This window comes from Streptomyces sp. NPDC000941 (genome assembly GCF_053599555.1).
Map to the genome: position 1 here is coordinate 1 of NZ_JBSFMM010000165.1, position 25,986 is coordinate 25,986.

General features: G+C 69.0%; 30 protein-coding genes. 18 read left to right on the forward strand and 12 right to left on the reverse strand.

Going from position 1 to position 25,986, the window contains the following annotated elements; translation table 11 throughout:
* Positions 1-334: 334 nt before the first annotated feature.
* On the reverse strand, positions 335-598 hold the full coding sequence (locus ACWDSL_RS37695) for a hypothetical protein (RefSeq protein WP_450492461.1): 264 nt from the start codon (positions 596-598) through the stop codon (positions 335-337).
* A 240-nt stretch (positions 599-838) separates the two neighbouring features.
* On the opposite strand from ACWDSL_RS37695, the gene ACWDSL_RS37700 reads away from it, so the two are divergent.
* From ACWDSL_RS37700 to ACWDSL_RS37710, 3 genes are all read left to right on the forward strand, one after another.
* Complete coding sequence (locus tag ACWDSL_RS37700) at positions 839-1,303, forward strand: bulb-type lectin domain-containing protein (RefSeq protein WP_450492462.1); 465 nt, start codon at positions 839-841, stop codon at positions 1,301-1,303.
* A gap of 398 nt (positions 1,304-1,701) precedes the next feature.
* Positions 1,702-1,845 (forward strand): hypothetical protein, encoded by a 144-nt coding sequence (locus ACWDSL_RS37705; RefSeq protein WP_450492463.1) that lies wholly within the window; start codon positions 1,702-1,704, stop codon positions 1,843-1,845.
* A gap of 2 nt (positions 1,846-1,847) precedes the next feature.
* Positions 1,848-2,615: an ISAs1 family transposase gene (locus ACWDSL_RS37710; RefSeq protein ID WP_450492464.1), complete on the forward strand. Its 768-nt coding sequence runs from the start codon at positions 1,848-1,850 to the stop codon at positions 2,613-2,615.
* Here the strand turns inward: ACWDSL_RS37710 and ACWDSL_RS37715 are convergent.
* Positions 2,506-2,859, reverse strand: coding sequence for an ATP-binding protein (locus tag ACWDSL_RS37715; RefSeq protein WP_450492489.1), 354 nt, complete (start codon positions 2,857-2,859; stop codon positions 2,506-2,508). The genes ACWDSL_RS37710 and ACWDSL_RS37715 overlap by 110 nt on opposite strands.
* Here ACWDSL_RS37715 and ACWDSL_RS37720 point away from each other — a divergent pair.
* From ACWDSL_RS37720 to cpt, 4 genes are read left to right on the forward strand one after another with little or no spacing between them, the layout of a single operon-like run.
* Entirely contained in the window at positions 2,755-3,132 is a 378-nt protein-coding gene (locus tag ACWDSL_RS37720) for a hypothetical protein (protein WP_450492490.1), read from the forward strand. The two genes, ACWDSL_RS37715 and ACWDSL_RS37720, sit on opposite strands and share 105 nt — an antisense overlap.
* Positions 3,083-3,919 (forward strand): helix-turn-helix domain-containing protein, encoded by an 837-nt coding sequence (locus ACWDSL_RS37725; protein WP_450492465.1) that lies wholly within the window; start codon positions 3,083-3,085, stop codon positions 3,917-3,919. The genes ACWDSL_RS37720 and ACWDSL_RS37725 overlap by 50 nt, the downstream gene beginning before the upstream one ends.
* Positions 3,920-3,929: 10 nt before the next feature.
* Positions 3,930-4,133 carry a DUF397 domain-containing protein gene (locus tag ACWDSL_RS37730; protein WP_450492466.1) on the forward strand — a complete coding sequence of 68 codons (204 nt, stop codon included), beginning with the start codon at positions 3,930-3,932 and terminating at the stop codon, positions 4,131-4,133.
* An 18-nt stretch (positions 4,134-4,151) separates the two neighbouring features.
* Positions 4,152-4,685: a chloramphenicol phosphotransferase CPT gene (gene cpt / locus ACWDSL_RS37735; RefSeq protein ID WP_450492467.1), complete on the forward strand. Its 534-nt coding sequence runs from the start codon at positions 4,152-4,154 to the stop codon at positions 4,683-4,685.
* 40 nt (positions 4,686-4,725) lie between these two features.
* On the opposite strand, the gene ACWDSL_RS37740 is transcribed toward cpt, so the two are convergent.
* The gene (locus ACWDSL_RS37740) at positions 4,726-5,334 is read right to left on the reverse strand and encodes an LUD domain-containing protein (protein WP_450492468.1); all 609 of its coding nucleotides are present in this window, start codon (positions 5,332-5,334) and stop codon (positions 4,726-4,728) included.
* A gap of 158 nt (positions 5,335-5,492) precedes the next feature.
* Between ACWDSL_RS37740 and sigJ the strand changes: the two genes are divergently transcribed.
* Complete coding sequence (gene sigJ / locus ACWDSL_RS37745) at positions 5,493-6,431, forward strand: RNA polymerase sigma factor SigJ (protein ID WP_450492469.1); 939 nt, start codon at positions 5,493-5,495, stop codon at positions 6,429-6,431.
* Between the two features lie 15 nt (positions 6,432-6,446).
* Here the strand turns inward: sigJ and ACWDSL_RS37750 are convergent, their stop codons facing one another.
* Complete coding sequence (locus ACWDSL_RS37750; protein ID WP_450492470.1) at positions 6,447-6,857, reverse strand: SRPBCC family protein; 411 nt, start codon at positions 6,855-6,857, stop codon at positions 6,447-6,449.
* 132 nt (positions 6,858-6,989) lie between these two features.
* On the opposite strand from ACWDSL_RS37750, the gene ACWDSL_RS37755 reads away from it, so the two are divergent.
* Together ACWDSL_RS37755 and ACWDSL_RS37760 are read left to right on the forward strand one after the other, a co-directional pair.
* Complete coding sequence (locus tag ACWDSL_RS37755; RefSeq protein ID WP_450492471.1) at positions 6,990-7,913, forward strand: amidohydrolase family protein; 924 nt, start codon at positions 6,990-6,992, stop codon at positions 7,911-7,913.
* Positions 7,914-7,960: 47 nt separating this feature from the next.
* Entirely contained in the window at positions 7,961-9,997 is a 2,037-nt protein-coding gene (locus tag ACWDSL_RS37760; RefSeq protein WP_450492472.1) for a hypothetical protein, read from the forward strand.
* A gap of 33 nt (positions 9,998-10,030) precedes the next feature.
* Here ACWDSL_RS37760 and ACWDSL_RS37765 read toward each other — a convergent pair whose 3' ends face one another.
* The gene (locus ACWDSL_RS37765; protein ID WP_450492473.1) at positions 10,031-10,981 is read right to left on the reverse strand and encodes a helix-turn-helix transcriptional regulator; all 951 of its coding nucleotides are present in this window, start codon (positions 10,979-10,981) and stop codon (positions 10,031-10,033) included.
* A 63-nt stretch (positions 10,982-11,044) separates the two neighbouring features.
* Between ACWDSL_RS37765 and ACWDSL_RS37770 the strand changes: the two genes are divergently transcribed.
* Positions 11,045-12,199 carry an epoxide hydrolase family protein gene (locus tag ACWDSL_RS37770; RefSeq protein ID WP_450492474.1) on the forward strand — a complete coding sequence of 385 codons (1,155 nt, stop codon included), beginning with the start codon at positions 11,045-11,047 and terminating at the stop codon, positions 12,197-12,199.
* A 15-nt stretch (positions 12,200-12,214) separates the two neighbouring features.
* On the opposite strand, the gene ACWDSL_RS37775 is transcribed toward ACWDSL_RS37770, so the two are convergent.
* From ACWDSL_RS37775 to ACWDSL_RS37795, 5 genes are all read right to left on the reverse strand, one after another.
* Positions 12,215-14,575: a beta-xylosidase/alpha-l-arabinosidase gene (locus ACWDSL_RS37775; protein WP_450492475.1), complete on the reverse strand. Its 2,361-nt coding sequence runs from the start codon at positions 14,573-14,575 to the stop codon at positions 12,215-12,217.
* Between the two features lie 71 nt (positions 14,576-14,646).
* Positions 14,647-15,573, reverse strand: coding sequence for a carbohydrate ABC transporter permease (locus ACWDSL_RS37780; protein WP_450492476.1), 927 nt, complete (start codon positions 15,571-15,573; stop codon positions 14,647-14,649).
* Positions 15,570-16,526, reverse strand: coding sequence for a carbohydrate ABC transporter permease (locus ACWDSL_RS37785; RefSeq protein ID WP_450492477.1), 957 nt, complete (start codon positions 16,524-16,526; stop codon positions 15,570-15,572). Before ACWDSL_RS37785 ends, ACWDSL_RS37780 begins: the two co-directional genes overlap by 4 nt.
* A complete protein-coding gene (locus ACWDSL_RS37790) occupies positions 16,526-17,845 on the reverse strand; it encodes an extracellular solute-binding protein (protein WP_450492478.1) in 1,320 nt (439 codons plus the stop codon). Before ACWDSL_RS37790 ends, ACWDSL_RS37785 begins: the two co-directional genes overlap by 1 nt.
* 275 nt (positions 17,846-18,120) lie before the next feature.
* Positions 18,121-19,164: a LacI family DNA-binding transcriptional regulator gene (locus tag ACWDSL_RS37795; RefSeq protein WP_450492479.1), complete on the reverse strand. Its 1,044-nt coding sequence runs from the start codon at positions 19,162-19,164 to the stop codon at positions 18,121-18,123.
* A gap of 128 nt (positions 19,165-19,292) precedes the next feature.
* Here ACWDSL_RS37795 and ACWDSL_RS37800 point away from each other — a divergent pair, with 128 nt between their 5' ends.
* On the forward strand, positions 19,293-20,375 hold the full coding sequence (locus ACWDSL_RS37800; RefSeq protein ID WP_450492480.1) for an endo-1,4-beta-xylanase: 1,083 nt from the start codon (positions 19,293-19,295) through the stop codon (positions 20,373-20,375).
* A gap of 12 nt (positions 20,376-20,387) precedes the next feature.
* Complete coding sequence (locus ACWDSL_RS37805) at positions 20,388-21,770, forward strand: endo-1,4-beta-xylanase (RefSeq protein WP_450492481.1); 1,383 nt, start codon at positions 20,388-20,390, stop codon at positions 21,768-21,770.
* 248 nt (positions 21,771-22,018) lie between these two features.
* Here ACWDSL_RS37805 and ACWDSL_RS37810 read toward each other — a convergent pair whose 3' ends face one another.
* Both ACWDSL_RS37810 and ACWDSL_RS37815 read right to left on the reverse strand, forming a co-directional pair.
* Positions 22,019-22,531 (reverse strand): GNAT family N-acetyltransferase, encoded by a 513-nt coding sequence (locus tag ACWDSL_RS37810; protein ID WP_450492482.1) that lies wholly within the window; start codon positions 22,529-22,531, stop codon positions 22,019-22,021.
* Positions 22,522-23,778, reverse strand: coding sequence for an XRE family transcriptional regulator (locus ACWDSL_RS37815; RefSeq protein WP_450492483.1), 1,257 nt, complete (start codon positions 23,776-23,778; stop codon positions 22,522-22,524). Before ACWDSL_RS37815 ends, ACWDSL_RS37810 begins: the two co-directional genes overlap by 10 nt.
* 200 nt (positions 23,779-23,978) lie before the next feature.
* On the opposite strand from ACWDSL_RS37815, the gene ACWDSL_RS37820 reads away from it, so the two are divergent.
* The 5 genes from ACWDSL_RS37820 (at position 23,979) to ACWDSL_RS37840 (ending at position 25,873) form a co-directional block, all read left to right on the forward strand.
* Positions 23,979-24,266, forward strand: coding sequence for a hypothetical protein (locus ACWDSL_RS37820; RefSeq protein WP_450492484.1), 288 nt, complete (start codon positions 23,979-23,981; stop codon positions 24,264-24,266).
* Positions 24,263-24,406 carry a hypothetical protein gene (locus ACWDSL_RS37825; protein ID WP_450492485.1) on the forward strand — a complete coding sequence of 48 codons (144 nt, stop codon included), beginning with the start codon at positions 24,263-24,265 and terminating at the stop codon, positions 24,404-24,406. The genes ACWDSL_RS37820 and ACWDSL_RS37825 overlap by 4 nt, the downstream gene beginning before the upstream one ends.
* A gap of 181 nt (positions 24,407-24,587) precedes the next feature.
* Positions 24,588-24,758, forward strand: a complete 171-nt coding sequence (locus ACWDSL_RS37830) for a hypothetical protein (protein ID WP_450492486.1) — start codon at positions 24,588-24,590, stop codon at positions 24,756-24,758.
* A 63-nt stretch (positions 24,759-24,821) separates the two neighbouring features.
* On the forward strand, positions 24,822-25,031 hold the full coding sequence (locus tag ACWDSL_RS37835; protein WP_450492487.1) for a DUF397 domain-containing protein: 210 nt from the start codon (positions 24,822-24,824) through the stop codon (positions 25,029-25,031).
* Positions 25,032-25,321: 290 nt separating this feature from the next.
* A complete protein-coding gene (locus ACWDSL_RS37840) occupies positions 25,322-25,873 on the forward strand; it encodes a GNAT family N-acetyltransferase (protein WP_450492488.1) in 552 nt (183 codons plus the stop codon).
* Positions 25,874-25,986: the final 113 nt, after the last annotated feature.

Below are 25,986 nucleotides of genomic sequence, written 5' to 3' on the forward strand. Positions count from 1 at the left end.
ACCTCACCCGCGAGCTCTACCACACCCTCACCACCCGACACACCACACAAAACAACCTCACCCAAACAGCTTGACACCAATAGAAGCATCGGCATGGTCCGGACGCCGCGTGCGGGCATCGTCTCGCGCCTTCGGCGCAAGGCGGCCAGCAGCGGGAAGGGGGAGGGGGCGGGAGGTATCGTCGCCGTCCTGCCCAAGTGGTGTTCACCGGCTGGCGGGCGGTGGGACGGTGGACGGTCGTCCGTAGCGGTGGGCACCGGTCCAGTTGGGCTCTCCCCCCACCTGCTCTTAAAAAAGTGCTTGCTTTATATCAAGTACTGCATCAAGCGATTAGTTAAGAGGGGGTGGGGTCAGGGTCCGTTGCATGATCGCCTTCTGTCCGGGTTATGACGCGCGGGAGCCGCCCGATACGGATCTTGGAGTCGTCCTCGCGGAAGGTGCGGTCCCGGACGTGGTGCAGAAGGTTCTCGATCTTCCAGCGGCCGCGGATCCAGGCGGCGAGTTGCGCGCCGCTCGCAGCTCCCGGAGGCACGCTGGTGATCAGGTAGACGCGTTCGATGGTGAGCTTGCCGCTGGTGAAGTCCTGCCTCCAGCACACGACTTGGAGGGCTTGGCGGGCTTCGGGGTAGTCGATGCAAGGGCCCCTGGGGCCTGGGGTGGGGTGTAAAGGTGGTGCAGGGGAAGTCCGTCGATGCTTGTGGCTTCCGGTCAAAGAGAAGACATAACGAGTCATGGCTGTGCTGTGCGGCTTCTTCCGCTGAGCCGTGGTGTCAGAGTTCGGGTGCGGTGCCCCGTCCGGGCGCCTTCGGATGAACTGCCTGACTTAAGGAGTTCGCTCGTGAGAAAGAGAGCCATCGCACTTCTCGCAACCGCCATCATCGCCACCGTGTCACTCAGCAGCCAAGCCAGCGCGGCACCCTCAGACGACGCCCCGGCGGTTTCCACCGGTACGGCAGCGGTTCAGTCCATACAGGCCAACCAGACACGCTACGCGCCGTTCACTCTCAACCGGGGCCAGTCGCTCAGCTCCAACACGGCGCGGCTGATCATGCAGAACGACGGCAACCTCGTCATCTACGACGAGTTCAACCAGGTCCGCTGGGCATCGAACACCGCCAACCGGGGCTGGACAGCCAACCTTCAGGGCGACGGCAACTTCGTCGTCCGTACGGCCTCCCAAGCGTCGGCATGGGCCTCCAACACAAACGGTCATCCCGGCTCTCGTCTGGTGGTCCAGGATGACGGCAACGTGGTCATCTACGACGGCAGTCAAGCCGTATGGGCCTCGGGCACCAACCACTGATCCACTGTCGCCTGCATTCGATTCCTTCCGGCAGGCCAGCCCAACCCTGTTGAACGCTCTGCGCTCTGGAGTGCGGATCGATTCCGAAGCGACCGGTAGCCGGTAAGAAGCAAATCCGGATGGTGGCTGGCTACGACCGAGTGAATCGGCCCCGGCTTCTTGACCCCCAGTTGCCGATCTGTCCCGAGTGGCGCCGACCGGAAGTTCTGGCCCCAGGCCCCAGGGGCCCTTGCAAGATCGAAGAGCGCCTGGTTCGCCGGAAGCGTTGCGAAGTAGGGGTGAGCGTCCCGGTTCGGACAGGGGAAACGCAGTACAGGCACGGTCTCCGTGATCATGTGTGTCGAAGCCCCGCCCCGTGAACACTTGGTGAGTCCGTGCCTGTACTTGCGTCTTCCCTCATGCCCGTCCCGCTGGAGCAACTGGCCCGAGCTTCTGCTCCGGCTCCGCTGACGGACGCGGTCCGCCTGTCGCATTTCCCGGGCCTGGTCCCCGATCCCCGCGGCTGCCGCGGACGCCGCTATCCGCTGTCGGTGTACTGGTGACTGTGGCCGCGGCGAGCGTTCTGGCCGGCGCACGCTCGCTCACCGCGATCACCGAATGGGTCGGCGACGCACCCGTGTGGGTCTGCCGAGTGCTCGGTTTCCCCGTCAACCCGCTGACCGGCGCGGTCTGCGTTCCACACCCCCACACTCTGCGACGCCTTCTCGTCCAACTCGACGGCGTCGCCCTGCACACTCAGCACGCCCACGGCACCTACCTCCGCGAACGCGGCGCCCACTACATCGCCCAGGTCAAGGCCAACCACCCCAGCTTGTTCGACAGAGTGCGCCGTCTGCCCTGGCCCGACATCACCCTCGACCACTACGAGCGCATCCGCGCTCACCACCGCCACGAGATCCGCAGGCTGAAGACCACGGCCTTTGCCCACATCGACTACCCCGAAGCCCGCCAAGCCCTCCAAGTCGTGTGCTGGAGGCAGGACTTCACCAGCGGCAAGCTCACCATCCAACGCGTCTACCTGATCACCAGCGTGCCTCCGGGAGCTGCGAGCGGTGCGCAACTCGCCGCCTGGATCCGCGGCCACTGGAAGATCGAGAACCTTCTGCACCACGTCCGGGACCGCACCTTCCGCGAGGACGACTCCAAGATCCGTATCGGGCGGCTCCCGCGCGTCATGGCCGGCCTGCGCCGACAGAAGGCGATCATGCAACGGACCCTGGGGGTGGGGGAGAGCCGACTGGCCGGCTTTCGAACCACACCTCCTTGCCAGTGGGCGTGGGCGCGGCGCCCCAGCGGTGGGCGGTGCTGCTGAGGATGAACATGCCGCGGCTGCTCTCGGCGCACCAGTCCGGTTCGCGGACGGTGGGGAGCGTGGGTTCTGTGTCGCTGACCGTGGTGCGGACGCCGTCCGGGGTGTTCTGGAGGCGGAGGCGGCACTCGCCGGAGTCGGTGTGCTTGTGCACGTTCGCCAGCACTTCGGTGGTGCAGAGCGCCACGGCGTCGATGAGGTCGTCGCGACCCCAGAGCCGCAGGTGGGCGGCGATGATGCGGCGCATGCAGATCAGTATTTCGGGGGCGGCGTGCAGGTGTTGTTCGTAGCGCTGGGGGACCTCTTCAACTGCCGTGGCGGGCACGGCCTTTCGGTGACGGTCGGTGATGTGGCCGATCGTGGACCGAACAATGTCACTCAGGCAAATGCTGCGGACTGGATTCACTCCATCGGGTACATGTTGTGTTCGGCGCTTGTGACTTCTCCCGGCCGGGCGACAGCATGCGCCCATGACGCAGAGCGATATGCCCACCATGCGCAGTCGTCGGCTTGGAAGTGAGCTGCGCCGACTGCGCGTTGGGGCAGGGCTGAGGGTTCAGGACGCCGCCGATGCGCTGGAGTGCGGGCATCCGAAGATCAGCCAGATCGAGAACGGCAAGCGAGGCATTCGCCCGCTGGACCTGACGGTGCTGTTCAAGCTGTACGGGGTCGAGGACGAGCGTCAGTGCGCGAGTCTCAGGCGGTTGGCGAAGGAGATTCACAAGGTCGATTGGTGGAGCAACCAAGGTCCGATGCTCCGCGACACTCTGAAGGACTGCCTCACGCTCGAAGCCGACTCCGAGGTGGTGCGCACATACGAGTCCACGGTCATCCCCGGACTGCTGCAGACCGAGGCGTATATGCGGCAGACGTTTTCCGTGCACCCGCCTGAGCGCGTGGAACTCCTGGTGAAGACGCGCGTGAAGCGCAAGGAACTGCTCGACAAGCAGGGCGACTTCTGCCTACGAGCCGTCATCGACGTCCCAGCCCTGCACCGGATCGGCGGCTCACCGGAGGTGGTGCAGGGGCAGCTCGAACACCTTCAGCAGGTGGCGGAACGGCCCAACGTCAAGGTGCAGATCCTGCCGCTCGACGCGGCCCTGCCGCAGGATCAGTTGCCGCCGTTCACCATCTTCCGCCAGCGGGGTGAACCCCCAGCTGACATCGTCTGGTTGGAGCACATCACTGGTGGTAGCTTGCTCGAACAGCGGCAGGACGTGCTGCGCTACTCCACTGCCTGGGACGAGCTGACAGCCGCTGCACTGTCTCCCGCCGCTTCGCAGCAGTACATCCGAGATCTCCTCTAGGACGTAGACCTTGATATCCGAGCTCGACAGCGCGACGTGGCACACGAGCAGCTACAGCGGCAGTGACAACAACTGCGTCGAACGCGGCATCCTGCCCACCGGTCGCCAAGCCGTCCGCGACACCAAGGACCGTGCGCGCGGCGCTCTGCTCTTCGAGGCGTCGGCCTGGCAGGCGTTCGTGGACGCCGTCCGGGGTGGCGGGCTCGATCGTTAGGGCGTCTACGCTGGCGCGGTGGCTACTCAGGTGATCGTGCTCAATGGCGGATCCAGCTCGGGGAAGTCCAGCCTCGCCAGGGGGCTGCAGGCGGTCCTGCCGGACCCATGGCTGACCTTCAGCGTCGACACGCTGATCGAGGCGATGCCCGCGTCCATGACGGGGGCGACGTCCGGGATCGAGGTCGCGCCGGATGGCGGGGTGAGCGTCGGGGCGGAGTTCAGGGCGCTGGAGGCCGCGTGGATCGAGGGGATCGCCGCGATGGCCCGGGCCGGGGCTCGGGTCATCGTCGACGAGGTGTTCCTGGGGCAGGCGGAGTCCCAGCAGCGATGGGTGAAGGCGCTGCGTGGCCTTGGTGTGCTGTGGGTCGGCGTCAGGTGTGAGCCCCAGGTGGCCGCGGCCCGTGAGGCCGCTCGCGGGGATCGGGCGGTGGGGATGGCACAGTCGCAGGCGGATGTGGTTCACGAGGGTGTGAAGTACGACCTGGAGGTGGACACCTCGCGCACCGAGTCCCTGGAGTGCGCGCGGGCCATCGCCGCTCATGTCGGCTGAGCGGTCCCGGCCCGCGTTCGGCAGGACGACTCCTGATGGTTCAGAATCCGATGGCTTCGCGGAGCAGCAGGACGGTGCCGCGCCCGGGGTGAGGTTCCGCGTTGAGGATGAGAAGGCGGTTGAGTGCGCTGGGCACCCCGTAGGCCTTCATGGCGCGCTCGTCCTCCAGCGGGATGCAGTGCTCGTCGATGCGGCGCAGCGCGGTGTCCAGGTCGGGTACCACCTTCTGGGCTCCGACGACCCAGATCACCCGGGGCGCGGAGCCCGCGTAGCCGGGCAGCTGGCTTCCGCTGGCCGAGGCGGCCACGAGGGAGCCGGTCTCGGTGACCGCGGCGACGCTGCCCACGATGACGTCGGGGCAGGCGAGCATTTGCCAGATCTCGGCCATCTGGGTCGCGCGGTCCATGGCCATCCCGCGGGTCTTGACGGAGTCGTACCGCCCGCTGCTGTTGATGTCGTCGTCGATGCCGGACAGGCGGAGGGTTTCGCTGGCCCCGGTGAACACCGCGGCGCCCTCGGGAATCAATTCCTTGACGCGGGCCCGCGCGGCGGCGGCGTCATCGAGGATCTCGACGTCGAAGTTCTTTTCCTTCAACGCGGCGGCCACCCGCTCCAGTCGCTCGTCGGTTGCCGGGTCGGTGAACGCCATGATGTCTGTGGCCTTCCTGCTCGCTGGATGATGTGTTGCTCTCAGCGGTTCGACAACACAGGCCCCCGGAATGTGAGGCCGGTGCGGCGCCTCACATTCCGGTGCGCTGTCTTGTCGGACTGCTGAGGGCACATGCGACCAAGGGAGCCGTCGGCACCATGACCACCCAATCCGAGCCAGGACACGACCGGCCCGATCCGGGCCTGGACGCGATCATGAGCGAGCGGCGTCAGCTGATCAATCTCGCGTACCGGCTCCTGGGCTCCCTGGCCGAGGCCGAGGATGCCGTCCAGGAGACCTACGCCCGCTGGTACGCCATGTCCGCGCGGCAGCAGGACGCCATCGAATCCCCCGGCGCCTGGCTGACGACGGTCGCCGGCCGCATCTGCCTCAACCTGCTCCGCTCCGCCCGGGCCCGGCGAGAGACCTACGTGGGCGAATGGATCCCCGAGCCGCTGCCCGAGCGTACGGAGTGGATCAGCGTGCGGTCGGGCGGCGCCACCGTCGATCCGGCCGACCGGGTCACCCTGGACGAGTCGGTCAACCTGGCCTTCCTGGTCGTGCTCGAATCGATGACCCCGGCCGAACGCGTCGCGTTCGTCCTGCACGATGTCTTCCGCTACTCCTTTGCCGAAGTGGCCGAGATCGTCGGCCGTACCCCGGCGGCATGCCGCCAGCTGGCCTCCTCGGCCCGCCGCCGCATCCGGGCCTCGCAGCCTTCCGCGACGCCGGCGGCCCAGCGCGCCGGCATCGTCAGGGACTTCAAGCAGGCATGGGAAGCCAAGGACATCGACGCCCTCATCGGCCTGCTCGACCCCGACGCCACGGCGATCGCCGACGGCGGCGGCCTCGCCATCACCTTCCTGCACCCCATCGAAGGCGGCGAGCGGATCGCGCACGCCTGGATCGAAATCGCCCGCCGGAGGCCCGGCGACATGACGTTCCTGGAACGTACGGTCAACGGTCAGCCCGGTCTGGTGGCCCAGCAGGACGGGGTCACCGTGTCGGTGTTCGCGTTCGAGGTCGCGGGCGACCGGATCAAGCACATCTGGGTAGTACGCAACCCCGAGAAACTCCGTCGCTGGACGACGAGCTGAGGCACGGCGCGACCGCTAGGCGCGCTCCAGCACCTGCTTGAGCGTGGCGAGGTCGCGCGTCACCGCATCCGTGTCGCGTTGGAAGTCCTCGTCGCTCATGTCCGGCTGCCGGCGGAGGGTGAACACCACCTCGCAGCCGGTGCCGTCGGCGATCACCCGCACGGGGTTGTAGACGGTCTCGCCCGACGGCAGCGTGACATCGTGATCGAGGACGCCGAACTCGTTCTCGGGCGCGAAGGCGACCACGACCCGCCCCAGGGGCGAGGAGTCGGCGATCCACTGCCCGTCGATCTCGGCGATGGACTTCCCCAGACCGTGCGCCCACCGGGGGAGGTTGGAGGGGGTCGACGCGTAGTCGTAGACGGCCTTGGCGGGGCGGTCGATATGTGTGCTGAGGTGGCGCGATTTTGGGGTGATGTGCTCCATGGACCCGACGGTACGTGCCGCTGCCGATCTGGGCTTGAACGAATCGGTCATGGCTGAGCTGCGTGAGCGGGAACGGGGAGCGGGAGGGTGGCGCCGGGAGCGGTCGGCGCGTCGCCGATTACGCTGCCGTTCATGGCCGACCCGCTTCCGATGACCGCCGAGCAGACCACTGCCGAGCAGACCACCGCCGAGCGTGCCGACGTCGCCGCCTTCCGCGCCGAGGCGGGGCTTGACCACCTCATCGACGTCCACACCCACTTCATGCCGCAGCGCGTCCTGGACAAGGTCTGGGCGTACTTCGACGCGGCGGGCCCCCTCGTGGGGAAGGTCTGGCCGATCGCGTACCGGCAGGAGGAGCAGGAACGCCTCGATGTGCTGCGCGACTTCGGGGTGCGCGCCTTCACCGCGATGCTCTACCCGCACAAGCCTGCCATGGCCCGCTGGCTCAACGACTGGGCCGCCGACTTCGCCGCCCGTACGCCGGACTGTCTGCACACCGCGACCTTCTACGCCGAGCCCTGCGCCCTCGACGATGTGCGCCGCGCGCTCGACCAGGGCGCGCGCGTCTTCAAGTGCCATCTGCAGGTCGGGGGCTTCGACCCCGGGGACCCGCTGCTGGACGAGGTGTGGGCGCTGCTCGCCGAGCGCGGTATACCCGTGGTCACCCACTGCGGCTCCGGGCCCATCCCCGGCCGGTACACCGGGCCAGGACCGATGGGTGCCGTCCTCGCCCGCCATCCCGCGCTGCGGCTGGTGGTCGCGCATCTGGGCGGGCCGGAGTACGGGGAGTTCCTCGACCTGGCCGAGCGGTACGAGCACGTCATGCTCGACACGACCATGTCCTTCACGCCCTTTGTCGAGGCCGATATGCCCTTCCCGCGCGCCGAGCTGCCCCGGCTCGCCGCCCTGGGGGAGAAGGTCCTGCTGGGCACCGACTTCCCGAACATCCCGTATCCGTACGTGGACGCCCTGCGCGTGCTGCGGGACCTCGACCTCGGCGCCGACTGGCTGCGCGCGGTCTGCCACGACAACGCCGCCCGCCTCTTCGCTCTTTGAGCCGCCTCGCCCATCCCGTTGTCGGACCCATGCGTCAAGATTTCCTCATGGAGACGACAGCAGGCGGGCTGGTGACGGATCGCGCCGAGGTGGCCTCCCTGGACGACTACCACGTCGGGGCCGCGTTGGACGGGCTCGTCGACGGTTCGGGGTATTGGACGGACAAGGGCGCGCTGGCCGGTATCGAGCGGACCGGCCGCTATATGGCGGGCACATGGGATCCGGCCACCCCGGACGGCGGCCTGGGAAGGGCCGGGGAGGGATCCTGGGCGCGGTTCATCGGGCGCATCGGCACCGTGGCGCTGCGCGCCGCCGCGCCGTCCACCCGCGAGGAGCGCCGTCAGCGGCTGCTCGCGCTGCTGGAGATCTGGGCGGACGGCCCGTTCTGCGATCCGGAGGGCCGGATTCGCACCGGTCTGGTGCGGATCGCCGAGGGCGACCCGACAGCGGTCCGGGACGAGCGAGGGGCGGTCGTCGCGGTCGGCTGGAACCGTGACAGGCTCCGTAAATTCGTCGAACTGCGTACGGGCGACGCGGATGCGCCGGGCCTGGGGGTCATCGAGGAGGTGACCGATGCCCCGCGCGGGGGATGGGGCAGTGCCGAGCAGTTGCGCCGGCTGGTGGGCCTCGTCCGGGAGCGCGGGCCGGTGCCGTGGGACCACCAGGCGGTGGCCGCGCTGAGGGAGGGCACGGGAATGGGCCGGGCGGCGGCGTCCCTCGTGCTGGCGGGGATGCACGTCAGGGGCCGTACTCCGTTCCTCGAGAACGAGGAGCGGGAGATTCTGCGGCTCAAGGTGGCCGAGGCCGAGGACGGCGCCTCCGAAAACGCCCGGCTGTCCTCGCTGGACCGCCTTGAGCTGCTGGCGGATGTACTGCCCGAGGACCCTGTCGAGCTGTGGGAGCCGCAGGGGATGCGCGGGGTGGCGGAGCGGATCGCGGAGGCGTGGCGGGAGCGGTACGGCCGGCGGACGGTGGTGCCGGAGCGTACGCATAACGCGGTCGTCGAGCTCCAGATGCTGCGCCTGTCAGCGGCCGACTTCTGCGCGGCGTTCACCAACCCCACCGCCGAGCCCGGGCTCAGCGCCCCCGTCGACACCTGGATCAAGAACACCGACCACGGCCCGATGGTCAGCGATGCCAACGCCCGGTGGGATGTCGCGAGGTTCGAGGACAGCCTGCTCTCCGTCGTCCCCAACCTGTTCTGGGTCTACGCCGAGCTTCCCGCCGGTGACCTCGTCCGCGAGGGGGCGCCCGGCCTGGTGCGGGTGGTTCAGGAGCGGCTGAACCATCCGGGGCTGCTGCTGGACGCGGGCATGCTCGACCGCAAAGTGGGGGCCTCGGTCGCCGAGCTGCACGAGCGATTCGGGTACCAGCCGTATGCCGGACCGGACCGGCTGGAGGTCGCGACCATCGACGACGGGCTCACCGTGGTCATGGACGGCACAGTGGACCGCAGGGGGTATCTGTCCCGGACCCGCCTGTACTTCCGCCCGGCGTTCTACGGCGACGACGAGCGCTCCCGGGCGCTGTTGAGGGCGAGGGCCGACTCCCGCTACGACCGTGAGCTGGGGTTCGTCGAGTGGCTGCGCGGCCCGGCCTGCGCGCGCATCATGGAGCGGATCGAGAGCGCCGCGCTGCCGCCCGGTGCGTACGAGGCGAACCCGGCGGCCTCCGCGCCCGATGTGGTCGCGCTGGTCGCGGGCGGGCTCGGCATCGACGAGGACGCGGCGGCGCTGTACCTCCAGCTGCTGGCCCTGCCCGCGCCGACCGACCGCAACGTCCGCACCTGGAACGGGTGGAAGCCCGTCCGGCACCAGAAGGCCGCCGCCGTGCTGGTCGAGCGCGGCCTGGTCGTGGAGGACAAGCGCCCCCGGGCGGGCCGCCAGATCTTCCTGCCGGGCGAGTGGATCCACGCCAAGAAGCCCTACCAGCCCATGGAGGCGTGGAAGGCGGACCTGATCGGGGTGGACCGCTCCTACAACGGGCGGCTGGAGAACCCGCTTCCGCTGCCCACCCGCACCCTGCCCGAGCTGTTCGCCCACGCCTGGGCGCTGGTCGAGGACGGAGATGGTCCCTCCGTATAGACCGTGTAGTCCGTAGGGCTCGTGTCGTCCGTACTAATCCGTCGCGGCCGCCAGCCGGGCTGCCAGCGTTCTGACGTGTTCGACGAGCTCCGGGGGTTCGTGCACCGTAAAGGCGAATCCCATGGTCGTCACGTAGATGGCCAACTCGTCCAGCGAGTTGGACCCGGTCCGCAGGGTGCAGCTGTGCTCGTCGATCGGCTCCAGCGCCCCCGTGGTCGGGGCGATGCGCTCCGCCGCGGTCTCGGCGCCGACGTGCAGGGTGAACCGGGCCTGGTAGCGGTAGGCCGAGGTGGAGATCGCCCGTGAGGTGTAGCCGCTGAGATCGGGGTCCGGCGGGGTGCGCGGGGTGAACCGGGGGCCGGTGGGCGTACGGGGGTCGAGGCGGTCCACCCGGTAGGTGCGCCAGTCCTGGCGGTCGACGTCCCAGCCGATGAGGTACCAGCGGCGGCCCGTGTGCACCAGCCGGTGCGGCTCGGTGGTGCGGATGCCGCTGGTTCCGTCGTGGGCGCGGTAGTCGAAGCGCAGCCGCAGCGAGTCGCGGCAGGCGGCGGCGATGGCGGTGAGGGTGTCCGGGTCGGCGGTGGGGCCGGTGTTGGCCATCGGCACCGTCACCGACTGCAGGGCGTTGATCCGGTGGCGCAGCCGGGACGGCAGGACCTGTTCGAGCTTGGCCAGGGCCCGTACGGAGGTCTCCTCGATACCGGTGATCGAACCCCCGGCGGCCGTACGCAGGCCCATCGCGACCGCGACGGCCTCGTCGTCGTCGAGCAGCAGCGGCGGCAGGTCCGCACCGGCGGCCAGCCGGTAGCCGGCGGTGCCCGCGGTGGCCAGTACGGGGTAGCCGAGGCCGCGCAGCCGGTCGATATCGCGGCGCACGGTGCGCGGAGTGATCTCCAGCCGCTCGGCCAGTTCGGCTCCGGACCAGTCGCGCCGGGTCTGGAGGAGCGAGAGCAGTCGCAGCAGTCGTGCTGAGGTTTCCCACATGGCTCGAAGTCTGCCAAACGCCTAGGACCGAAGCTGACCTAACCGGCTCCTAGAGTTGTCGGCATGGAGAACAACAGCGAGATCAGGCCCTTCACCATCGACATTCCCCAGGCCGACCTGGACGATCTGCGGGACCGGCTGGCCAGGACCCGGTGGAGCAAGGACCTGCCCGACGTCGGCTGGAGCCGCGGGGTGCCGGTGAGCTACCTCAAGGGTCTGGCCGAGTACTGGCGCGATGGCTACGACTGGCGCGCGTACGAGCGGGAGCTGAACAAGTACCCCCAGTTCACCACCGAGATCGACGGGCAGAACATCCACTTCATGCATGTCCGCTCGCCCGAGCCGGACGCCCTGCCACTGATCCTGATCCACGGCTGGCCCGGCTCGATCGTGGAGTTCCTGAGCGTCATCGGCCCGCTGACCGACCCCAGGGCGTACGGCGGCGACCCGGCTGACGCGTTCCACCTGGTGATCCCGTCGATCCCCGGCAGCGGGTTCTCCGGGCCGACCGGCGAGGCCGGTTGGGACACCACCCGGGTGACCAGGGCGTTCGCCGAGCTCATGAACCGGCTCGGCTACGACCGCTACGGCGCGCAGGGCGGCGACACCGGCGCGGTCATCTCCCCGGGGCTCGGCCGGCTGAACCCCGACAAGGTCGTCGGCGTGCACGCGAACGGGCTCTCCGGGATCACCGAGGTCGACCCGGACAAGGTGGGGGAGCTGGCCGAGGCCGAGCAGACGCGGCTGAAGAACCTGCAGTACATGAAGACCGAGCAGTCCGGCTACGCGATGATCCAGATCTCCCGGCCGCAGACCCTCGCCTACGGGCTGCACGACTCCCCGGTCGGACAGCTGGCCTGGATCGTGGAGAAGTTCAAGGAGTGGACCGATCCGGCAGCCGAACTGCCCGAGGACGCGGTGGACCGGGACCTGTTGCTCACCAATGTGATGCTGTACTGGCTGACCGGCACCGCCGGGTCCTCGGCCAACTGCTACTACGAGACCGCGCACGCCGGAGCCTGGGGCGCGAGTGAGCGTTCCACGGTGCCGACCGGGGTCGCGGTGTTCCCCATGGATGTGTCGATCCGGAGCACCCTCGAACTCGAGCACACCATCGTGCACTGGTCCGAATTCGAGCGTGGCGGCCACTTCGCCGCGATGGAGGCCCCCGACCTGCTCATCGACGACGTCCGGGAGTTCTTCGGCAAGCTGCGCTGATCCGAGCCCCTGCCGCTACTTGACCTCCGCCTCGCACACCAGCCGCCGCCGGTGGTCCACCGTCCGCTCCGGCCCGGTCAGCGTCAGCGGCACCGTATGCCGTACGTCGGCGTCCGCGCTGGAGGCTGCCAGGCGCAGCTCCAGGGGCCCGGGCGCGACGATCCGGCTCCCGTCGGGGGCGCCCGGGTAGGAGGCCAGGTCGGCGTGGAAGGTGAAGTGGACCTCGGCGCTCTCGCCGGGGGCGAGCGGGACGCGGGTGTAGCCGATGAGCCGGGTGACCGGGCGTACGGTGCGGGCCACGGGCTGGTGCAGATAGAGCTGGACCACCTCGGTGCCCGGGCGCTCACCCGTGTTGCGGACGGTCAGCCGCAGCGTGGTCTCGCCGTCGGTGGCCAGGGTGGCCGCGTCCGCCTCCGGGCGCTCCCAGCTGAAGGAGGTGTACGACAGGCCGTGGCCGAAGGCGTGCAGCGGGGTCGGGTCGACGTTGCTGGCCTCGCCCCGTAGGCCCAGCGGCGGCTGAAGGTACGTCCAGGGCTGGCCGCCGGTCGTGTACGGGACGCTGACGGGCAGCCGGCCCGAGGGGTTGACCCGGCCGGAGAGGACCGCGGCGACGGCCGGGCCGCCCTCCTCGCCGGGGAAGAAGGTCTGAACGGCGGCGGCGAGCAGCCCCGACCAGCGGCCGAGCGCGTACGGGCGGCCGGTGAGCAGGACCAGTACGACGGGCGTGCCGGTGGCCAGCAGGGTGTCGAGCAGGGCGCCCTGTTCGCCGGGGAGTTCGAGGTCGGGGGCGTCGCAGCCCTCGCCCGAGGTGCCCCGGCCGAAGAGGCCGGAGCGGTCGCCGAGCACGGCGACGCACACATCGGCGTCCGCGGCGACGCGGGAGGCGCGCGCGAGACGGCTCTCGGCGGCGACGGCGGCCGAGGTGGCGGTGGCGCCGGGCGGGGCCGCGGCCGGGCCGGGCGGGGCGCAGCCCTCGGCGTGGGTGATGCGAGCGTCGGGGAGTTCGGTGCGCAGCGCGGCGAGCACCGTCGGCACATCGATGCCGAGCGGCAGGTCCGGGTGCTCGACGCCGACGTGCCGGGGGAAGGTGTAGCAGCCGAGCATCGCCGCGGGGTCGTCGGCGAGCGGGCCGACGACCGCGATCCGGGTCCCGGGGGCGAGCGGCAGCGCCTCGCGGTCGTTGGCGAGCAGCACCACCGACTCCTCGGCCAGCCGCCTGGCCACCTCCCGCATCACCGGCGGGTCCAGGTCCACGACCTGGGGGAGCGCGGGCGGCGTGGCCGACCAGTCCGGGTCGAGCAGCCCCAGCTCGCACTTCTGCCGCAGCACCCGCAGCGCCGCCGCGTCCACCAGCGCCTCGGGGACGTCCCCGGCCCGTACGGCGTCCCGCAGCGGTGTGGCGAAGCAGCGTACGGCGGGCAGCTCCACGTCCACGCCCGCCTCCAGCGCGAGCGCCGCGGCGCGCGCCGGGGTGTCGGCGACGCGGTGGTGCAGCTCCAGGAAGGAGAGGCCGAAGTAGTCGGAGACGATGGTGCCGGTGAAGCCCCAGCGCTCGCGCAGCAGTTCCGTCAGCAGGTAGCGGTTCGCGGCCGACGGGACGCCGTCGAGGTCGTTGTAGGAGTGCATGACCGAGCGCGCCCCGCCGTCCCGCAGGGCCATCTCGAACGGCGGCAGGATGACGTCCGCGAGCTCGCGCGGGCCGATGGAGACCGGGGCGTGGTTGCGGGCGCCGCGCGAGGCGGAGTAGCCCGCGAAGTGCTTGAGGGTGGCGATGATCCCGGCCGACTGGAGGCCGCGTACGTACGCGGTGCCGATGGTCCCGACCAGATACGGGTCCTCGCCGATGGATTCCTCCGTACGGCCCCAGCGCGGGTCGCGCACCACGTCGAGGACCGGCGACAGGCCCTGGTGGATGCCCACCGCCCGCATCGAGGCGCCGATCAGCTCCGCGGCCCGGCCCACCAGCGCCGGGTCGAAGGTGGCGCCCCAGGCCAGTGGCGTGGGGAAAACGGTCGCGCCCCAGGCGAAGAACCCGGTCAGGCACTCCTCGTGGGCGACGGCCGGGATCCCGAAGCGGTTGCCGGCGGCGACCCGCGCCTGGGTGCGGGCGAGGGCGGCGGCGCCCTCGCCCGGATCGACGGGGGCGGTGCCGAAGGGGCGGGTCAGCTGGCCGAGTCCGTGGGGGAGCAGGGCGTCGAGGTCCACCTCCTCGTTGACCTGGTGCTGGAGCGGGGCGACGTCCTCGCCCTCCGTGGACTCGGAGCCCGGCCAGACGCCGGCGAGCTGGGCGAGCTTCTCCTCCAGGGTCATCCGGGAGAGCAGGTCCGCGGCGCGGTCTTCGGCGGGGAGGGAGGTGTTCTGCCAGGCGTGAGGCATGAAGCTCCTTGGCTCAGGGCTGTTCGGAGGGCCGCTCGGTGTCTCCGGGGTGCGTGGTGTCTCGGGGCTGCTCACTTGCCGCCCACGCCCATCAGGCCGTTGATCAGCTGACGGCGGGCGAAGAGATAGACGACGAAGATCGGGACGATGGACAGCACGACCGCGGTGAGCAGCGCCGGGGTGTCCACCCGGAACTCGCCGACGTAGTCGTACAGGCCCAGGGTCAGCACCCGGTTGCTCCTGGACTGGGTGAGGATCAGCGGGAACATAAAGCCGTTCCAGGCATGCAGCGCCGAGTACACCCCGACCGTGGAGATCCCCGCCCGCGACATCGGCACCACCAGCCGCAGCAGCACCCGGGTCGGCCCGGCGCCGTCCAGCGCCATCGACTCGTACAGCTCCTCGTCGATATCGCGCATGGTCCCCGCCAGGATCAGCACGCTGACGGGGAGGGAGAAGGCGGCCGTCGGCAGGATGACCGCCAGCAGGGTGTCGTACAGCTGGAGCTTGGTGATCACCAGATAGATCGGGATGATCACCGCCTGGGACGGGATCGCGAGCCCGAGCAGAAAGATCTGGAAGACGCGCCGGGACATCCGGCTGCGGGCGCGCACCACCGCATAGCCGACGGTCACCGACAGCACGATGACGATGGCGGCGCAGACGGCGGTGACGACCAGGGTGTTGCCCAGATAGGAGAAGAAGTGGCTGCTGAGCACCCGGTCGTAGTTGGCGAGCGTGGGGTGGGTGGGCAGCGCGAGCGGGCCGTCGTCGATATAGCCGTCGCGGGTCCGGAAGGTCGTGGCCACCAGCACGTACAGCGGGGCGCCGACGATGACCAGCCAGAGGAGGGACGCGAGCCCGGCGGGGTAGTTGGGCCTTCGCGGGCCGCTCCCCTTCAGCAGACGGGGCAGGAGCGCGCGGCGCGGCTTCGCGGGCGGGGTCGCCTTGCCGGTCGTATGGTCCGCCTCGGGGCGCTGGTGCAGCACGTCGGTCACATCCCCTCCCGGGTGCTGCGCATCGCGCTGAAGCCGGTCAGCCGCACCAGCAGCAGCGAGACGGTGGTGGCGACGACCACGAGGAGGGCCGCGACCGCGCTTGCGTAGCCGAGGTCGAAGGCCTGGAAGCCGTTCTTGTACATCAGGTACGGCACGATGCTGGTGTCCGTGCCCGGGCCGCCCTTGGTGAGGATCAGGACGGTGTCGAAGAACGTCAGCGCGCCCACGATCATGATCACCGATGAGGTGACCACGGTGTTGCGCAGTTGGGGCAGCGTGATCGAGAAGAACTGGCGGATGGTGCCGGCCCCGTCGATCGCCGCCGCGTCGTAGAGCGAGCGCGGGATGGCCCGGGCGCCGCCCTGGTAGATCAGCGTGTGGAGGGGGATGAACTGCCAGGCGGTGACGAAGAGGATCGCGCCGAGGGCGCCCTGGGGGTCGCCGAGCAGATCGCCGTCCTCGAAGCCGAGGGCGGGCCCGATCTCCGCGATGAGGCCGAAGTTGGGGTCCAGCAGCTGCTTCCACACCAGGGCGAGGGCGACGGAGGACGCCAGCAGCGGCAGGAAGAAGATCGCCGACAGCACGGCGCGGTTGCGCTGCCGCCCGGCCGCCCACACCCCCAGCAGCAGCGCGATCGGGGTCTGTACGAGCCAGGTCAGTACGGTCAGCAGCAGGCTGAGCCAGACCGCCTGGTGCATGTCCGGGTCGTGCCACAGCCGGGACCAGTTGTCGGTGCCGATCCACTGGGGGGTGCCGATACCGTCCCAGTCGGTGAAGGCCAGATAGCCGACCAGCAGCATGGGGGCGACGGCGAAGCACACGAAGAACAGCACCCCGGGGAGCGCCCAGGCGGCGCTGGGACGGCCCACGGCATCGCGCCCCACGGCCCTACGACCCGAGCCGCGGCGGGGCGCGCCCTCGCCGGGCGCGCCCTTGAGGTCGGCGCTCGCCATTACTTGATGTCCTTCTGCATCGCCGTGACGAACTCGCTCGGGCTCAGCTGCCCGTTGAACAGCTTCTGGATGTTGGTGTGCATCGCCGGGGTGTTCTTGGCCGACAGCGCCTGGTCCCAGGAGAGGGTGAAGCTCGGGGCCTCACGGACCATGTCGTACTGGAACTGCGCGTAGGCCGGGTTCTCGTGCTCGCTCAGCAGCGAGGCGGCGTCGGAGGTGGCGGGCACATCGCCGTTGGCGATCAGGTCCTTGGAGTAGTCCTGCTTGGCGGCGAACTTCACGAACTCGATCGCCGCGTCCCTCTTCTTCCCCTTGGCCTTGGAGTTGATCGACCAGTAGTTGGTCGGGTTGCCCACCACGTTCTTGGGGTCGCCCTTGCCGCCCGGGGCGGCCGGGAAGGTGGTCCAGCCGAGCCCCGACTTGGCGAAGTCCGGCTGGTTCGCCTTCTGGTTGGCGTACTCCCAGGAGCCCATCAGATGCATCGCGGCCTTGCCCTTGGCGAAGAGCGTGGAGGCCCCGTCGGCGGTGTAGTTGACCGACTTGTAGTTCTTGCCGAAGGTGCCCCGGTCGACCAGATCCTTGATCGTCTCGGCGGTCTTCAGCACGCTCGGGTCGCTCCACCCCGAGGAGTCCCCGTTCTGGATCCGCTTGAAGACATCGGCCCCGCCGTAGCGGTCCACCAGGTACTCCACCCACATCAGCTCGGTCCACGGGTCGGTGCCCGCGAGCGCGAAGGGGGTGACGTCCTTCTTCTTGAAGGTGTCGATGAGGCCCAGCAGATCGTCCCAGGACTTGGGCGGCTGGGCCCCCGCGTCCTGGAACACCTTCTTGTTGTAGAAGAGGATCACCGGCTGCATACCGCGCATGGGGATGCCGTAGAACGTGCCGTTCACCGCCCCGGCCTTGAGGATCGAGGGGATGAACGCCTTCTGCAGGTCCGGGTCCTTCTTCAGCGTCGGGCCCAGGTCGATCAGCATGTCCTCCTTGGCGAAGTCGCTGATGCTGCCCCCGCCCCAGTTGAAGAAGACATCCGGGGCGTTGGGGGTGCCCATGGAAGTGCGCATCTTGTCCGAGTAGCCCTCGCCGGGCACCTCGGTGAGCTTCGCCTTCACATCCGAGGTCTTGTTGAAGCGCTCGACGACCGCGCGCTGCACCTTGGTCGAGGCGTCCTGGTAGACCCAGACGCTGATGGAGTCGTCGTCCGAGCCGCCGGGGCCTGAGCTGCCGCAGGCGGTGAGGGTGGTGGTGGCCAAGAGCAGAGCGGCAGCCAGGGTGGACGTACGGAGGATCGCCCGTGACCTGGGGGTACGCATCGTCATCGTCGCATTGCCTTCCGGAAGTAGCCCGATAATTCTCGGAAGTGATTGCGTGGACGGTATGAGCGCACTGACGGCCTGTCAATAGATCGCACAAACAGGCCTGTTGAAACGTACGAACGGCCCGGGCTCAGGCCGTGGTCGGGCTGGGCTCAGGCCGTGCTCGGGCCGTGCTGGGCCGTGCTCGGTGGGGCTCAGGCCGTGTCAGCCCGTGCTGGGGCCGTGCCCAGCGGGGCTCAGGCCGTGTCAGCCCGTGCTGGGGCCGTGCCCAGCGGGGCTCAGGCCGTGCTCGGCGGGGCCGTGCTGGCCCGGACGACCAGCGCCGTCGCGAGCTCCACCCGGGGCGACTCGATCTCCTCGCCGCGCGCCTGGCGCAGTACCGTACGGGCCGCCAGCTTGCCCATCTCCGCGAGCGGCTGGCGCACCGTGGTCAGCGGCGGGGCCGACCAGCGGACTTCCGGAAGATCGTCGAAGCCCACCACGCTCACGTCCTCCGGCACCCGCAGGCCCCGGCGGCGCAGGGCCTCGATCGCGCCAAGGGCCATCTGGTCGCTGGAGGCGAACACGGCGGTGGGCGGGGTCGCCGCGTCCATCAGCTGATCGCAGCCGACGAAACCGGACTCGTGGTAGAAGTCGCCCTGCGCCACCAGTGCCTGGTCGTACGGCACCCCGGCCGCCTCCAGGGCGGCCCGGTGGCCGTCCAGCCGGGCCCGGCTGCACAGCAGCCGCGGCGGGCCCGCGATAAAGCCGATCCGGCGGTGGCCAAGGCCCAGCAGATGCTCGGTCGCGGCCATGCCGCCCGCCCAGTTGGTCGCCCCGATGGTGGGCGCGTCCAGGGCGGGGGAGCCGGCCGGGTCGACCACCACGATCGGCACGTTCAGCCGCCGCAACTCCTCGTGCAGCACCGGTTCGAGCACGGAGGTCACCAGGATCACCCCGTCCGAGGCGCGCGCCCGCAGGTTCTTCATCCACTGCCGCGCCGCCCCCGCCCGGCCGTGGATGGCGGAGACCACCGTGCCCACGCCGTCCTCGTGCGCGACCTCCTCCACCCCGCGGATGATCTCCACCGCCCAGGGGCTGTCCAGATCGTTGAAGACCAGGTCCACCAGGGCGGCCCGGTCGCCCGGGGCGGTCTGGCGGCGGCGGTAGCCGTGGAGCCGCAGCAGATTCTCCACCCGGGCCCGGGTCTCGGGCGAGACATCGGAACGCCCGTTGACCACCCGCGAGACCGTGGGCACCGACACCCCGGCCTCGTGTGCGATGGCCGTGATCGTCACCTTGGGCCGGGCGCCACCTTCGGAACCCGTGCTCTCCGTAGCCATTTCCGCCTCCTCCGTTGACGAGAGTCACTCCCGCCTCTAGCTTTCCGGGCGCACCCTCGGAACCTTGCAGAAGTCTTCCGGAAAACCGGATCAGACGTGAAGAGAAGAGAGGGACGTCCGTGAAGCTCATGAGCTTACGCAGCGGCGCACTGGTGGCCTCGGCCGCCGTGGCGACCTTGGCCTTCGGCCTCGCCGCCCCTGGTCAGGCGGCGGATCACGGGGCGGGGGGAGCAACCGGCAGCGAGACCCACGTAAATGCCAACCCCACCCTCCGCGAGGTCGCCGACCGCACCGGCCGCTTCGTCGGTACGGCGATCAACGACGGCCGGCTCGGCGACGCCACGTACGCCAACATCGCCAAGAGCGAGTTCTCCAGCGTCACCGCCGAGAACGCCATGAAGTGGGGCTCGGTCGAGCCCAACCGCGGCCAGTTCAACTGGGCCGCCGCCGACCGGCTGGTCTCCTTCGCGCAGAGCAACAACCAGAAGGTCTACGGCCACACCCTGGTCTGGCACAGCCAGATGCCGAACTGGCTGGCCAACGGCTCGTTCTCCAACGCCGAGCTGCGCACCATCATGACCGACCACGTCACCACCCAGGTCAGCCGCTACAACGGCAAGGTCCAGCGCTGGGACGTGGTCAACGAGGCGTTCAACGAGGACGGGACGCTGCGCCAGTCCAAGTTCCAGCAGCAGCTCGGCGAGTCGTACATCGCCGACGCCTTCCGCGCCGCCCGCGCCGCCGACCCGAACGCCAAGCTCTTCATCAACGACTACAACACCGAGGGCACGGGCGCGAAGAGCAACGGCCTGTACAACCTGGTGCAGCGGCTCAAGAGCCAGGGCGTGCCCATCGACGGCGTCGGCTTCCAGAGCCACCTCATCGTCAACCAGGTGTCCTCCACCATGAAGGCCAACCTGCAGCGCTTCGCCGACCTCGGCCTCGAGATCGTCGTCTCCGAACTCGACATCCGCATGGCCACCCCGGCCGACTCCACCAAGCTCCAGCAGCAGGCGGCCAACTACAAGACCGTGGCCCAGACCTGCCTGGCCATCTCCCGCTGCGCCGGCATCACCGTATGGGGCTTCGGCGACCGGGACTCCTGGGTCCCCGGCACCTTCCCCGGCCAGGGCGCGGCCAACCTGTACGACGACAACTACCAGCCCAAGCCCGCCTACACCGCGTTCCGCGACGGCCTGGCCGGATCTTAGGGGGCGTACGCGATGAGACATCACATCCGCAGAGCCGCCCTCGGCATCGCCGCCGCCGGAGCGCTGCTGCTCGGCCTGGCCACCCCCAGCAGCGCGGCCGACCCGGTGCTGCGCGACCTGGCCCAGGCCAAGGGCAAGTACTACGGCACCGCCGTCACCGCGTCCAAGCTCAACGGAACCTACGCCACCATCGCCGGCGGCCAGTTCGACTCGATCACTCCCGGCAACGAGATGAAGTGGGAGTCCGTCGAGCCCAGCCGCGGTACGTACAACTGGTCCGGCGCGGACGCCGTGGTCAACTTCGCCCAGTCGCACGACATGCAGGTGCGCGGCCACACCCTGGTCTGGCACAGCCAGCTGCCGGGCTGGCTGACCTCCGGCAGCTGGACCGCCGACCAGCTGCGCACCCTCATGACCGACCACATCACCACCGAGGTCGGCCGCTACAAGGGCAAGATCTCGCACTGGGACGTGGTCAACGAGCCGTTCAACGAGGACGGCACCTTCCGGCAGTCCATGTGGTACACGAAGCTCGGCCAGAGCTATATCGCCGACGCGCTGCGCGCCGCCCGCGCCGCGGACCCGGACGCCAAGCTGTACCTCAACGACTACAACACCGACGGTACGGGCGCGAAGAGCGACGCCATGTACAACCTGGTCAAGTCGCTCAAGGCGGACGGCGTCCCGATCGACGGCGTTGGCTTCCAGGGCCATCTCATCCTCGGCCAGGTGCCGTCCACGATGCAGGCCAACCTGCAGCGCTTCGCCGACCTCGGCGTGGACGTCGCCGTCACCGAGCTGGACATCCGGATGCAGCTGCCGGTCAGCGACGCGAAACTCGCCCAGCAGAAGGCCGACTACAAGGCCGTCACCAGCGCATGCGTCGCCGTCAGCCGCTGCAAGGGGGTGACGGTCTGGGGGTTCACCGACTCCGACTCCTGGATCCCCGACGTCTTCGACGGCCAGGGCGCCGCCACCCCGTACGACGAGAACTACCAGCCCAAACCGGCGTACTACGGCATCGCCGAAGCCCTTGGCTGGACCGGCGACGGCGGTCAGGACCCGACGCCCACCACGGGCTGCGCGGTGACCTACTCCGTCACCAACCAGTGGAACACCGGCTTCACGGCGAACGTCACCGTCAAGAACACCGGGTCCAGTGCCGTCAACGGCTGGAAGGCGGCCTGGACCTACGCCTCCGGCCAGCAGGTGACCTCCGCCTGGAACGCCACCGTGACCCAGACCGGCTCCCAGGTCACGGCGGCCGACGCGGGCTACAATGCCACGATCGGCGCCGGCGGCTCGGTGTCGTTCGGCTTCAACGGCAACTGGTCCGGCACCAACACGGCCCCCAGCGCCTTCACCCTCAACGGCGCGACCTGCACGACGGGCTGAACGCGCCCCTCCGCCTGGACGGCGACTCCGACTCCGGCTCCGATTCCGCCTCGCCGTCCAGGCACTGCGCCGCACGCGGCGCCGCGCCCAATCCGGCACCGCGTGGCGCCCCCGGCGCCGCGCGGGCGGAGCCGCATGTCAGCACAGCTTCCCCCACCCCGCCCCTTCCCGATGTTCCAGACGGGTAGTTCTGGAGCGATCGATAGTGGCGTCTCGGTGCCGCCCCGATCGCCCGGACTTCCAGGTGTTCAGCCGCGCTTCGGCTCTTTGGCCATGACGGCGAATAGCGGCGAGTCGTCTGACGGCTTCGCTTCGCCCGCCTTGTTGTATCCCCAACTCTCATACATGGCCTGGACTTTGTGGTGATCGGAGTCAACCAGGAGAGTCACGACATCGGCTTCGATCGATTCGAGCAGTGCGTCATGAATCTGCTTTGCCCGGCCAGTCCCGCGCCATTGGGGAACTACCTTCAATTCCGACAGTGCGAAGACTGACCCCCCGGTAATGGCCGGCCGTTGGTGTCCCTTCCACCACCCGTCAGGCTTGAACATGGCGCCGTATGCATACCCGACAGGGCCGTCCTCTTCCCAGCCCAATACACACTGCCAGTTCTCACGTGAGGACCACAGGTCCACGAAGTACGAGAAACGTTCACGCGAGTGAAATGGGTCCGGATCGTCCGAGTATGCCTCGTCGTGGATGTCAAGCAGCAGGGACCTGATGTCCTGTGCATCAGCATGTGAGTAGCGTTTCAGATCCATTGTCTGGACTCCTCGATCCACTCGACGACTTCGGGATTATTTGAACCGGAGGCTGCGATCACCTTTCGTGTCGAGGCCAGAGTGTGAGCGGTTCTCCTCGATCCGGAAGAAGGCGGCAGCAATGCATGAGCCTGTCTGCCTGTCGCACAGGCTGGCTCCAGGTCTCCTTGTCTGGCCTGGGCCAGCGCCAGATGAGCTGTATACAAGGCCCTATTGCGAGCCATACCCTTGGGGATGGCGGCGAGCGTGCGATGCAGGCAGCACTCCGCCCGTCCGTGATCGCCCAGTGCGGACCAGATGAACGAGGACAGAGCGTCCATCTCGCTGGCATCGAAGAATTTGATCCACTCTGGCCGTTGCTCGTCGGCGCTACGGGCGAAGGCGCGCTCCGCGTCGCTGAGGGCTCGCAGGGCTTCTGAATGATGCCCGAGGCGCGCGAGTGCGCTGGCGTTCCGGATGTGCCCGAGAGAGGCATACAGCGGGTCCCTCCGGGCGATGGAGGAGCGCTTCATCACCTCCGATCCGGCGACGGCTTCGGCGTAGTTCTCGTGCTGCCGGGAGGTAAGGGTCAGATGGTTCCAGACCTGGTACATCGTCTCGCTGTCGCGCGACAAGCCGGCGAAGATCAGAGCCTCGTGGAGATGGGTGCGTGCCCGCCGCGGAGATTTTGCGTCGATGGCCGCGAAAGCCGCAGAGCCGAAGACGTCGGCGGCGAGTTGATGAAGCATTTCTCGTACGCGAATTGAGGATGATGACACGGCAAGGGTGGACTGAATCCGGGAAGCCAGTTCTACTGCGAGCTTCTCCACCTTCCGTGATCCTCCTACGGCTCGGTCCTGTCGGACGATGGCCACATACTCCTGATGGAATCGTCGGACGTCGTTGACGCCAAGGCGCCCATGAGCGGCTGCGTACGGAGCGGCAACGGCCAGGGCTGCACCGCCGGTGGCGGTGAGGAGCGCACGTCGGTGCACGGGGTCTTCCTCCGGTGGTGCGATGCGCTTCTTGCGAGGCACGAACCCCAGGTCTTCGGCGCTGGCACCAACAACCTTCTCCAGGCACAGCCTGATGCGGTCCTGCGGCCACTTGGTCTCGCCGCGCAGCCATCGCCGGATGTCGGCATCGGTCACGTTGCCTGGCTTGCCTGTCAGGAGTTCGATCTCAGCATTGAGCTGACGTGCTAACTCTGCCTGAGAGAAGCCGAGGGCGGCGATCCGCGCCGCGAGCTTACGGTTCCGCTGTGCCATGCCCTCACGGTAACGGTGTGCGATCGGCCGGACACGGGAGAAGGTAAAAATCACCGGGGTCATGCGAGGGGAGACAGGCTCTTTTGGCCTGTCCGTCGGGCGGTGCTGGGCCGTTGACTAGGCAGCGCCCGACGCCAAGGACCCCCGCGACGCTGCGAACGTCCGGGGGCGCGGCCACCAACCCCATGGAGGTTGATGACGTGAGCAAACATATCCGAGCGTTCCTCGAATGGCTGCTGCAACTGCTGTTGCCCGCTCCCGGGCGCCATCGAGCAGCCGACGCCGCAACGCCCGCCCCGCCCCACGCCGTCGTGCCCGTACCCGCCCTGACCCGCGTATCTGCTTCTGGCTGCTCCGCAGCCCCGCCGACACGCTGCCTCCCTCGTAGCCCGGTCGGTGAGTGGTTCCCGATCGCATGGGACACCGATCCCGTGGGGTTGTACGTCGTCGAGTACGAGCGGCAGCGGGCGCTGGGAGCGACGCGGTGAGCGCGGACAAGCCTTCGCCCAAGCCGCAGGAGGCGCAGCAGGGCTCGTCCAACCGCCCGACCCCGGCGGAGTTGGACGCGCGGGCGGAGGCGTTGAAGAAGGAGATCGACAAGCATCTGGGACGGGGGACGGGGCGATGAAGTCGTTCATGGTGCGTCGGTGCCCCCGGCTGACGGCGTGGTGGTACATGTCGGGCCGCATCTCCTGGCCTATGCGCCTTGTGAGTGCCAGGGCTCGGCGACGGCACGACGAGTCGGTCGAGTCGGGCGCCGCCATCCGTACCGCCCTCCGCCGGATTCAGACGGAATGGGAGGACGGGGCATGACCGGGGAAACCCGGCCCTGTGCGAAGTGCCTGCTGTACAAGGCGCTTCGGGAGAAGGCGAAGCAGGAGGGCGACTACGGCCGGGCCGGCGACTACGAGGCACTGCGCCGTCGTCACCCGACCCACGCCCAGCCGGACCGGACGGCCCGATGGGGGTTGCCCGCGTGAACCGGCCGACGCCGTGCAAGTCCCACGGTAGGCCAGGGAGCGTGCAGAGAAGGGATGGGCACCATGGCTGAACGTCCGGAGTTCGAGTTCGTCGGGGCAGCGCCCTGCCGTGACAAGAAGGTGGGCAACTGCCCCCAGGTGGCCGTGAACGTGCCGGGTGTGGTGGCGTTGCGGGACAGCGAGCGGCCCGAGACCATCGTCACCATGACGGCGGACGCGTGGGCAACGCTTACGGACGCCGTGAAGGCCGGAGAGTTCGACCTGAGCGCCTGAGGAGTAGGTCCCCGTGAAGAAGTGCCCTCGCTGCGCCGCTGAGTGCTGTACGGATCCGGAGAACGGGTTGCCATGGTGTGCGCGATGCGGGGACTTCTTCGGGCTCTCGCTGCCTGCTTGCCGAGGCTTGTGGTGGTCGCGGTATCCGGCTACGCGTGCTCCCATCCAGCCGCGCAAGCACTGAGTGGGACCCAGTCGGCCCCGTCCACGCCTCCCTGGTGACCCGTGGACGGAGCCTCCGCAAACTCAGGCTCCGGACGGTTTGCCGCCGACCGACCCCAGGAGACAAGGTGTTCGCATTGCGCCCGGCCACGGCCGACGACATCGCTGCCGTAGAGAACATGATTCTCGCCCGCTCTGCCTGGCTGGAGGAGCGAGGGCATCCAAGCTGGCGCGAGCACGCTGCCGACCTCGCACGGCAGGCAGAGAACTCCGACGGCGATGTGTGGGTCCTCGCCGAGGACGGCGGACAGATCATCGGGTGCACCACCGTGCAGGAACAGACCCCACCCTGGGGCTGGACGCAAGACGAGCTGCACGAGCCGGCCCACTACCTCTTCTCGACAGTCACCGACCCCGCGCACCGTGAGAAGAAGCCGGGAACCGTCATGGGACTGTGGGCGGTGGACCGGGCCGCCCGGGAGGGGAAGGCATGGGTCCGCCGTGGCTGCAACTTCCCCGGACTGGTGAGGTACAACGAGACCCAGGGCTTCAGCCTGGTGCACGAAGTGCAGCGCACGAACAACTGGGTCTACCTGATGGGTCGACGGGCCGAGCGCATCGCTGGCCTCGAAGAGAGGTTCCAGGCCCTGTGCAGACCTGCGTCCACCCCTCGTTGCTGAACCGGCGGTTCAACCGCCAGTTGGATAACGCGGAATGCGGTGGGTTTGCGTCGCCGACACGGCCGTATTGGGCTCGGTGCACCCCCGCGCTGCCCTGCAGTAGCGAATGCACC

What these genes read in the sequence shown, in the direction of transcription:
- ACWDSL_RS37705 (WP_450492463.1), top strand. Translation starts at nt 1,702, where the DNA reads ATGCCCGTCCCGCTGGAGCAACTGGCCCGAGCTTCTGCTCCGGCTCCG.
- ACWDSL_RS37715 (WP_450492489.1), bottom strand. Translation starts at nt 2,859, where the DNA reads ATGCGCCGCATCATCGCCGCCCACCTGCGGCTCTGGGGTCGCGACGAC.
- ACWDSL_RS37725 (WP_450492465.1), top strand. Translation starts at nt 3,083, where the DNA reads ATGACGCAGAGCGATATGCCCACCATGCGCAGTCGTCGGCTTGGAAGT.
- ACWDSL_RS37740 (WP_450492468.1), bottom strand. Translation starts at nt 5,334, where the DNA reads ATGGCGTTCACCGACCCGGCAACCGACGAGCGACTGGAGCGGGTGGCC.
- sigJ (WP_450492469.1), top strand. Translation starts at nt 5,493, where the DNA reads ATGACCACCCAATCCGAGCCAGGACACGACCGGCCCGATCCGGGCCTG.
- ACWDSL_RS37750 (WP_450492470.1), bottom strand. Translation starts at nt 6,857, where the DNA reads ATGGAGCACATCACCCCAAAATCGCGCCACCTCAGCACACATATCGAC.
- ACWDSL_RS37755 (WP_450492471.1), top strand. Translation starts at nt 6,990, where the DNA reads ATGGCCGACCCGCTTCCGATGACCGCCGAGCAGACCACTGCCGAGCAG.
- ACWDSL_RS37760 (WP_450492472.1), top strand. Translation starts at nt 7,961, where the DNA reads ATGGAGACGACAGCAGGCGGGCTGGTGACGGATCGCGCCGAGGTGGCC.
- ACWDSL_RS37765 (WP_450492473.1), bottom strand. Translation starts at nt 10,981, where the DNA reads ATGTGGGAAACCTCAGCACGACTGCTGCGACTGCTCTCGCTCCTCCAG.
- ACWDSL_RS37770 (WP_450492474.1), top strand. Translation starts at nt 11,045, where the DNA reads ATGGAGAACAACAGCGAGATCAGGCCCTTCACCATCGACATTCCCCAG.
- ACWDSL_RS37775 (WP_450492475.1), bottom strand. Translation starts at nt 14,575, where the DNA reads ATGCCTCACGCCTGGCAGAACACCTCCCTCCCCGCCGAAGACCGCGCC.
- ACWDSL_RS37785 (WP_450492477.1), bottom strand. Translation starts at nt 16,526, where the DNA reads ATGGCGAGCGCCGACCTCAAGGGCGCGCCCGGCGAGGGCGCGCCCCGC.
- ACWDSL_RS37790 (WP_450492478.1), bottom strand. Translation starts at nt 17,845, where the DNA reads ATGACGATGCGTACCCCCAGGTCACGGGCGATCCTCCGTACGTCCACC.
- ACWDSL_RS37795 (WP_450492479.1), bottom strand. Translation starts at nt 19,164, where the DNA reads ATGGCTACGGAGAGCACGGGTTCCGAAGGTGGCGCCCGGCCCAAGGTG.
- ACWDSL_RS37800 (WP_450492480.1), top strand. Translation starts at nt 19,293, where the DNA reads ATGAGCTTACGCAGCGGCGCACTGGTGGCCTCGGCCGCCGTGGCGACC.
- ACWDSL_RS37805 (WP_450492481.1), top strand. Translation starts at nt 20,388, where the DNA reads ATGAGACATCACATCCGCAGAGCCGCCCTCGGCATCGCCGCCGCCGGA.
- ACWDSL_RS37810 (WP_450492482.1), bottom strand. Translation starts at nt 22,531, where the DNA reads ATGGATCTGAAACGCTACTCACATGCTGATGCACAGGACATCAGGTCC.
- ACWDSL_RS37815 (WP_450492483.1), bottom strand. Translation starts at nt 23,778, where the DNA reads ATGGCACAGCGGAACCGTAAGCTCGCGGCGCGGATCGCCGCCCTCGGC.
- ACWDSL_RS37830 (WP_450492486.1), top strand. Translation starts at nt 24,588, where the DNA reads ATGACCGGGGAAACCCGGCCCTGTGCGAAGTGCCTGCTGTACAAGGCG.
- ACWDSL_RS37835 (WP_450492487.1), top strand. Translation starts at nt 24,822, where the DNA reads ATGGCTGAACGTCCGGAGTTCGAGTTCGTCGGGGCAGCGCCCTGCCGT.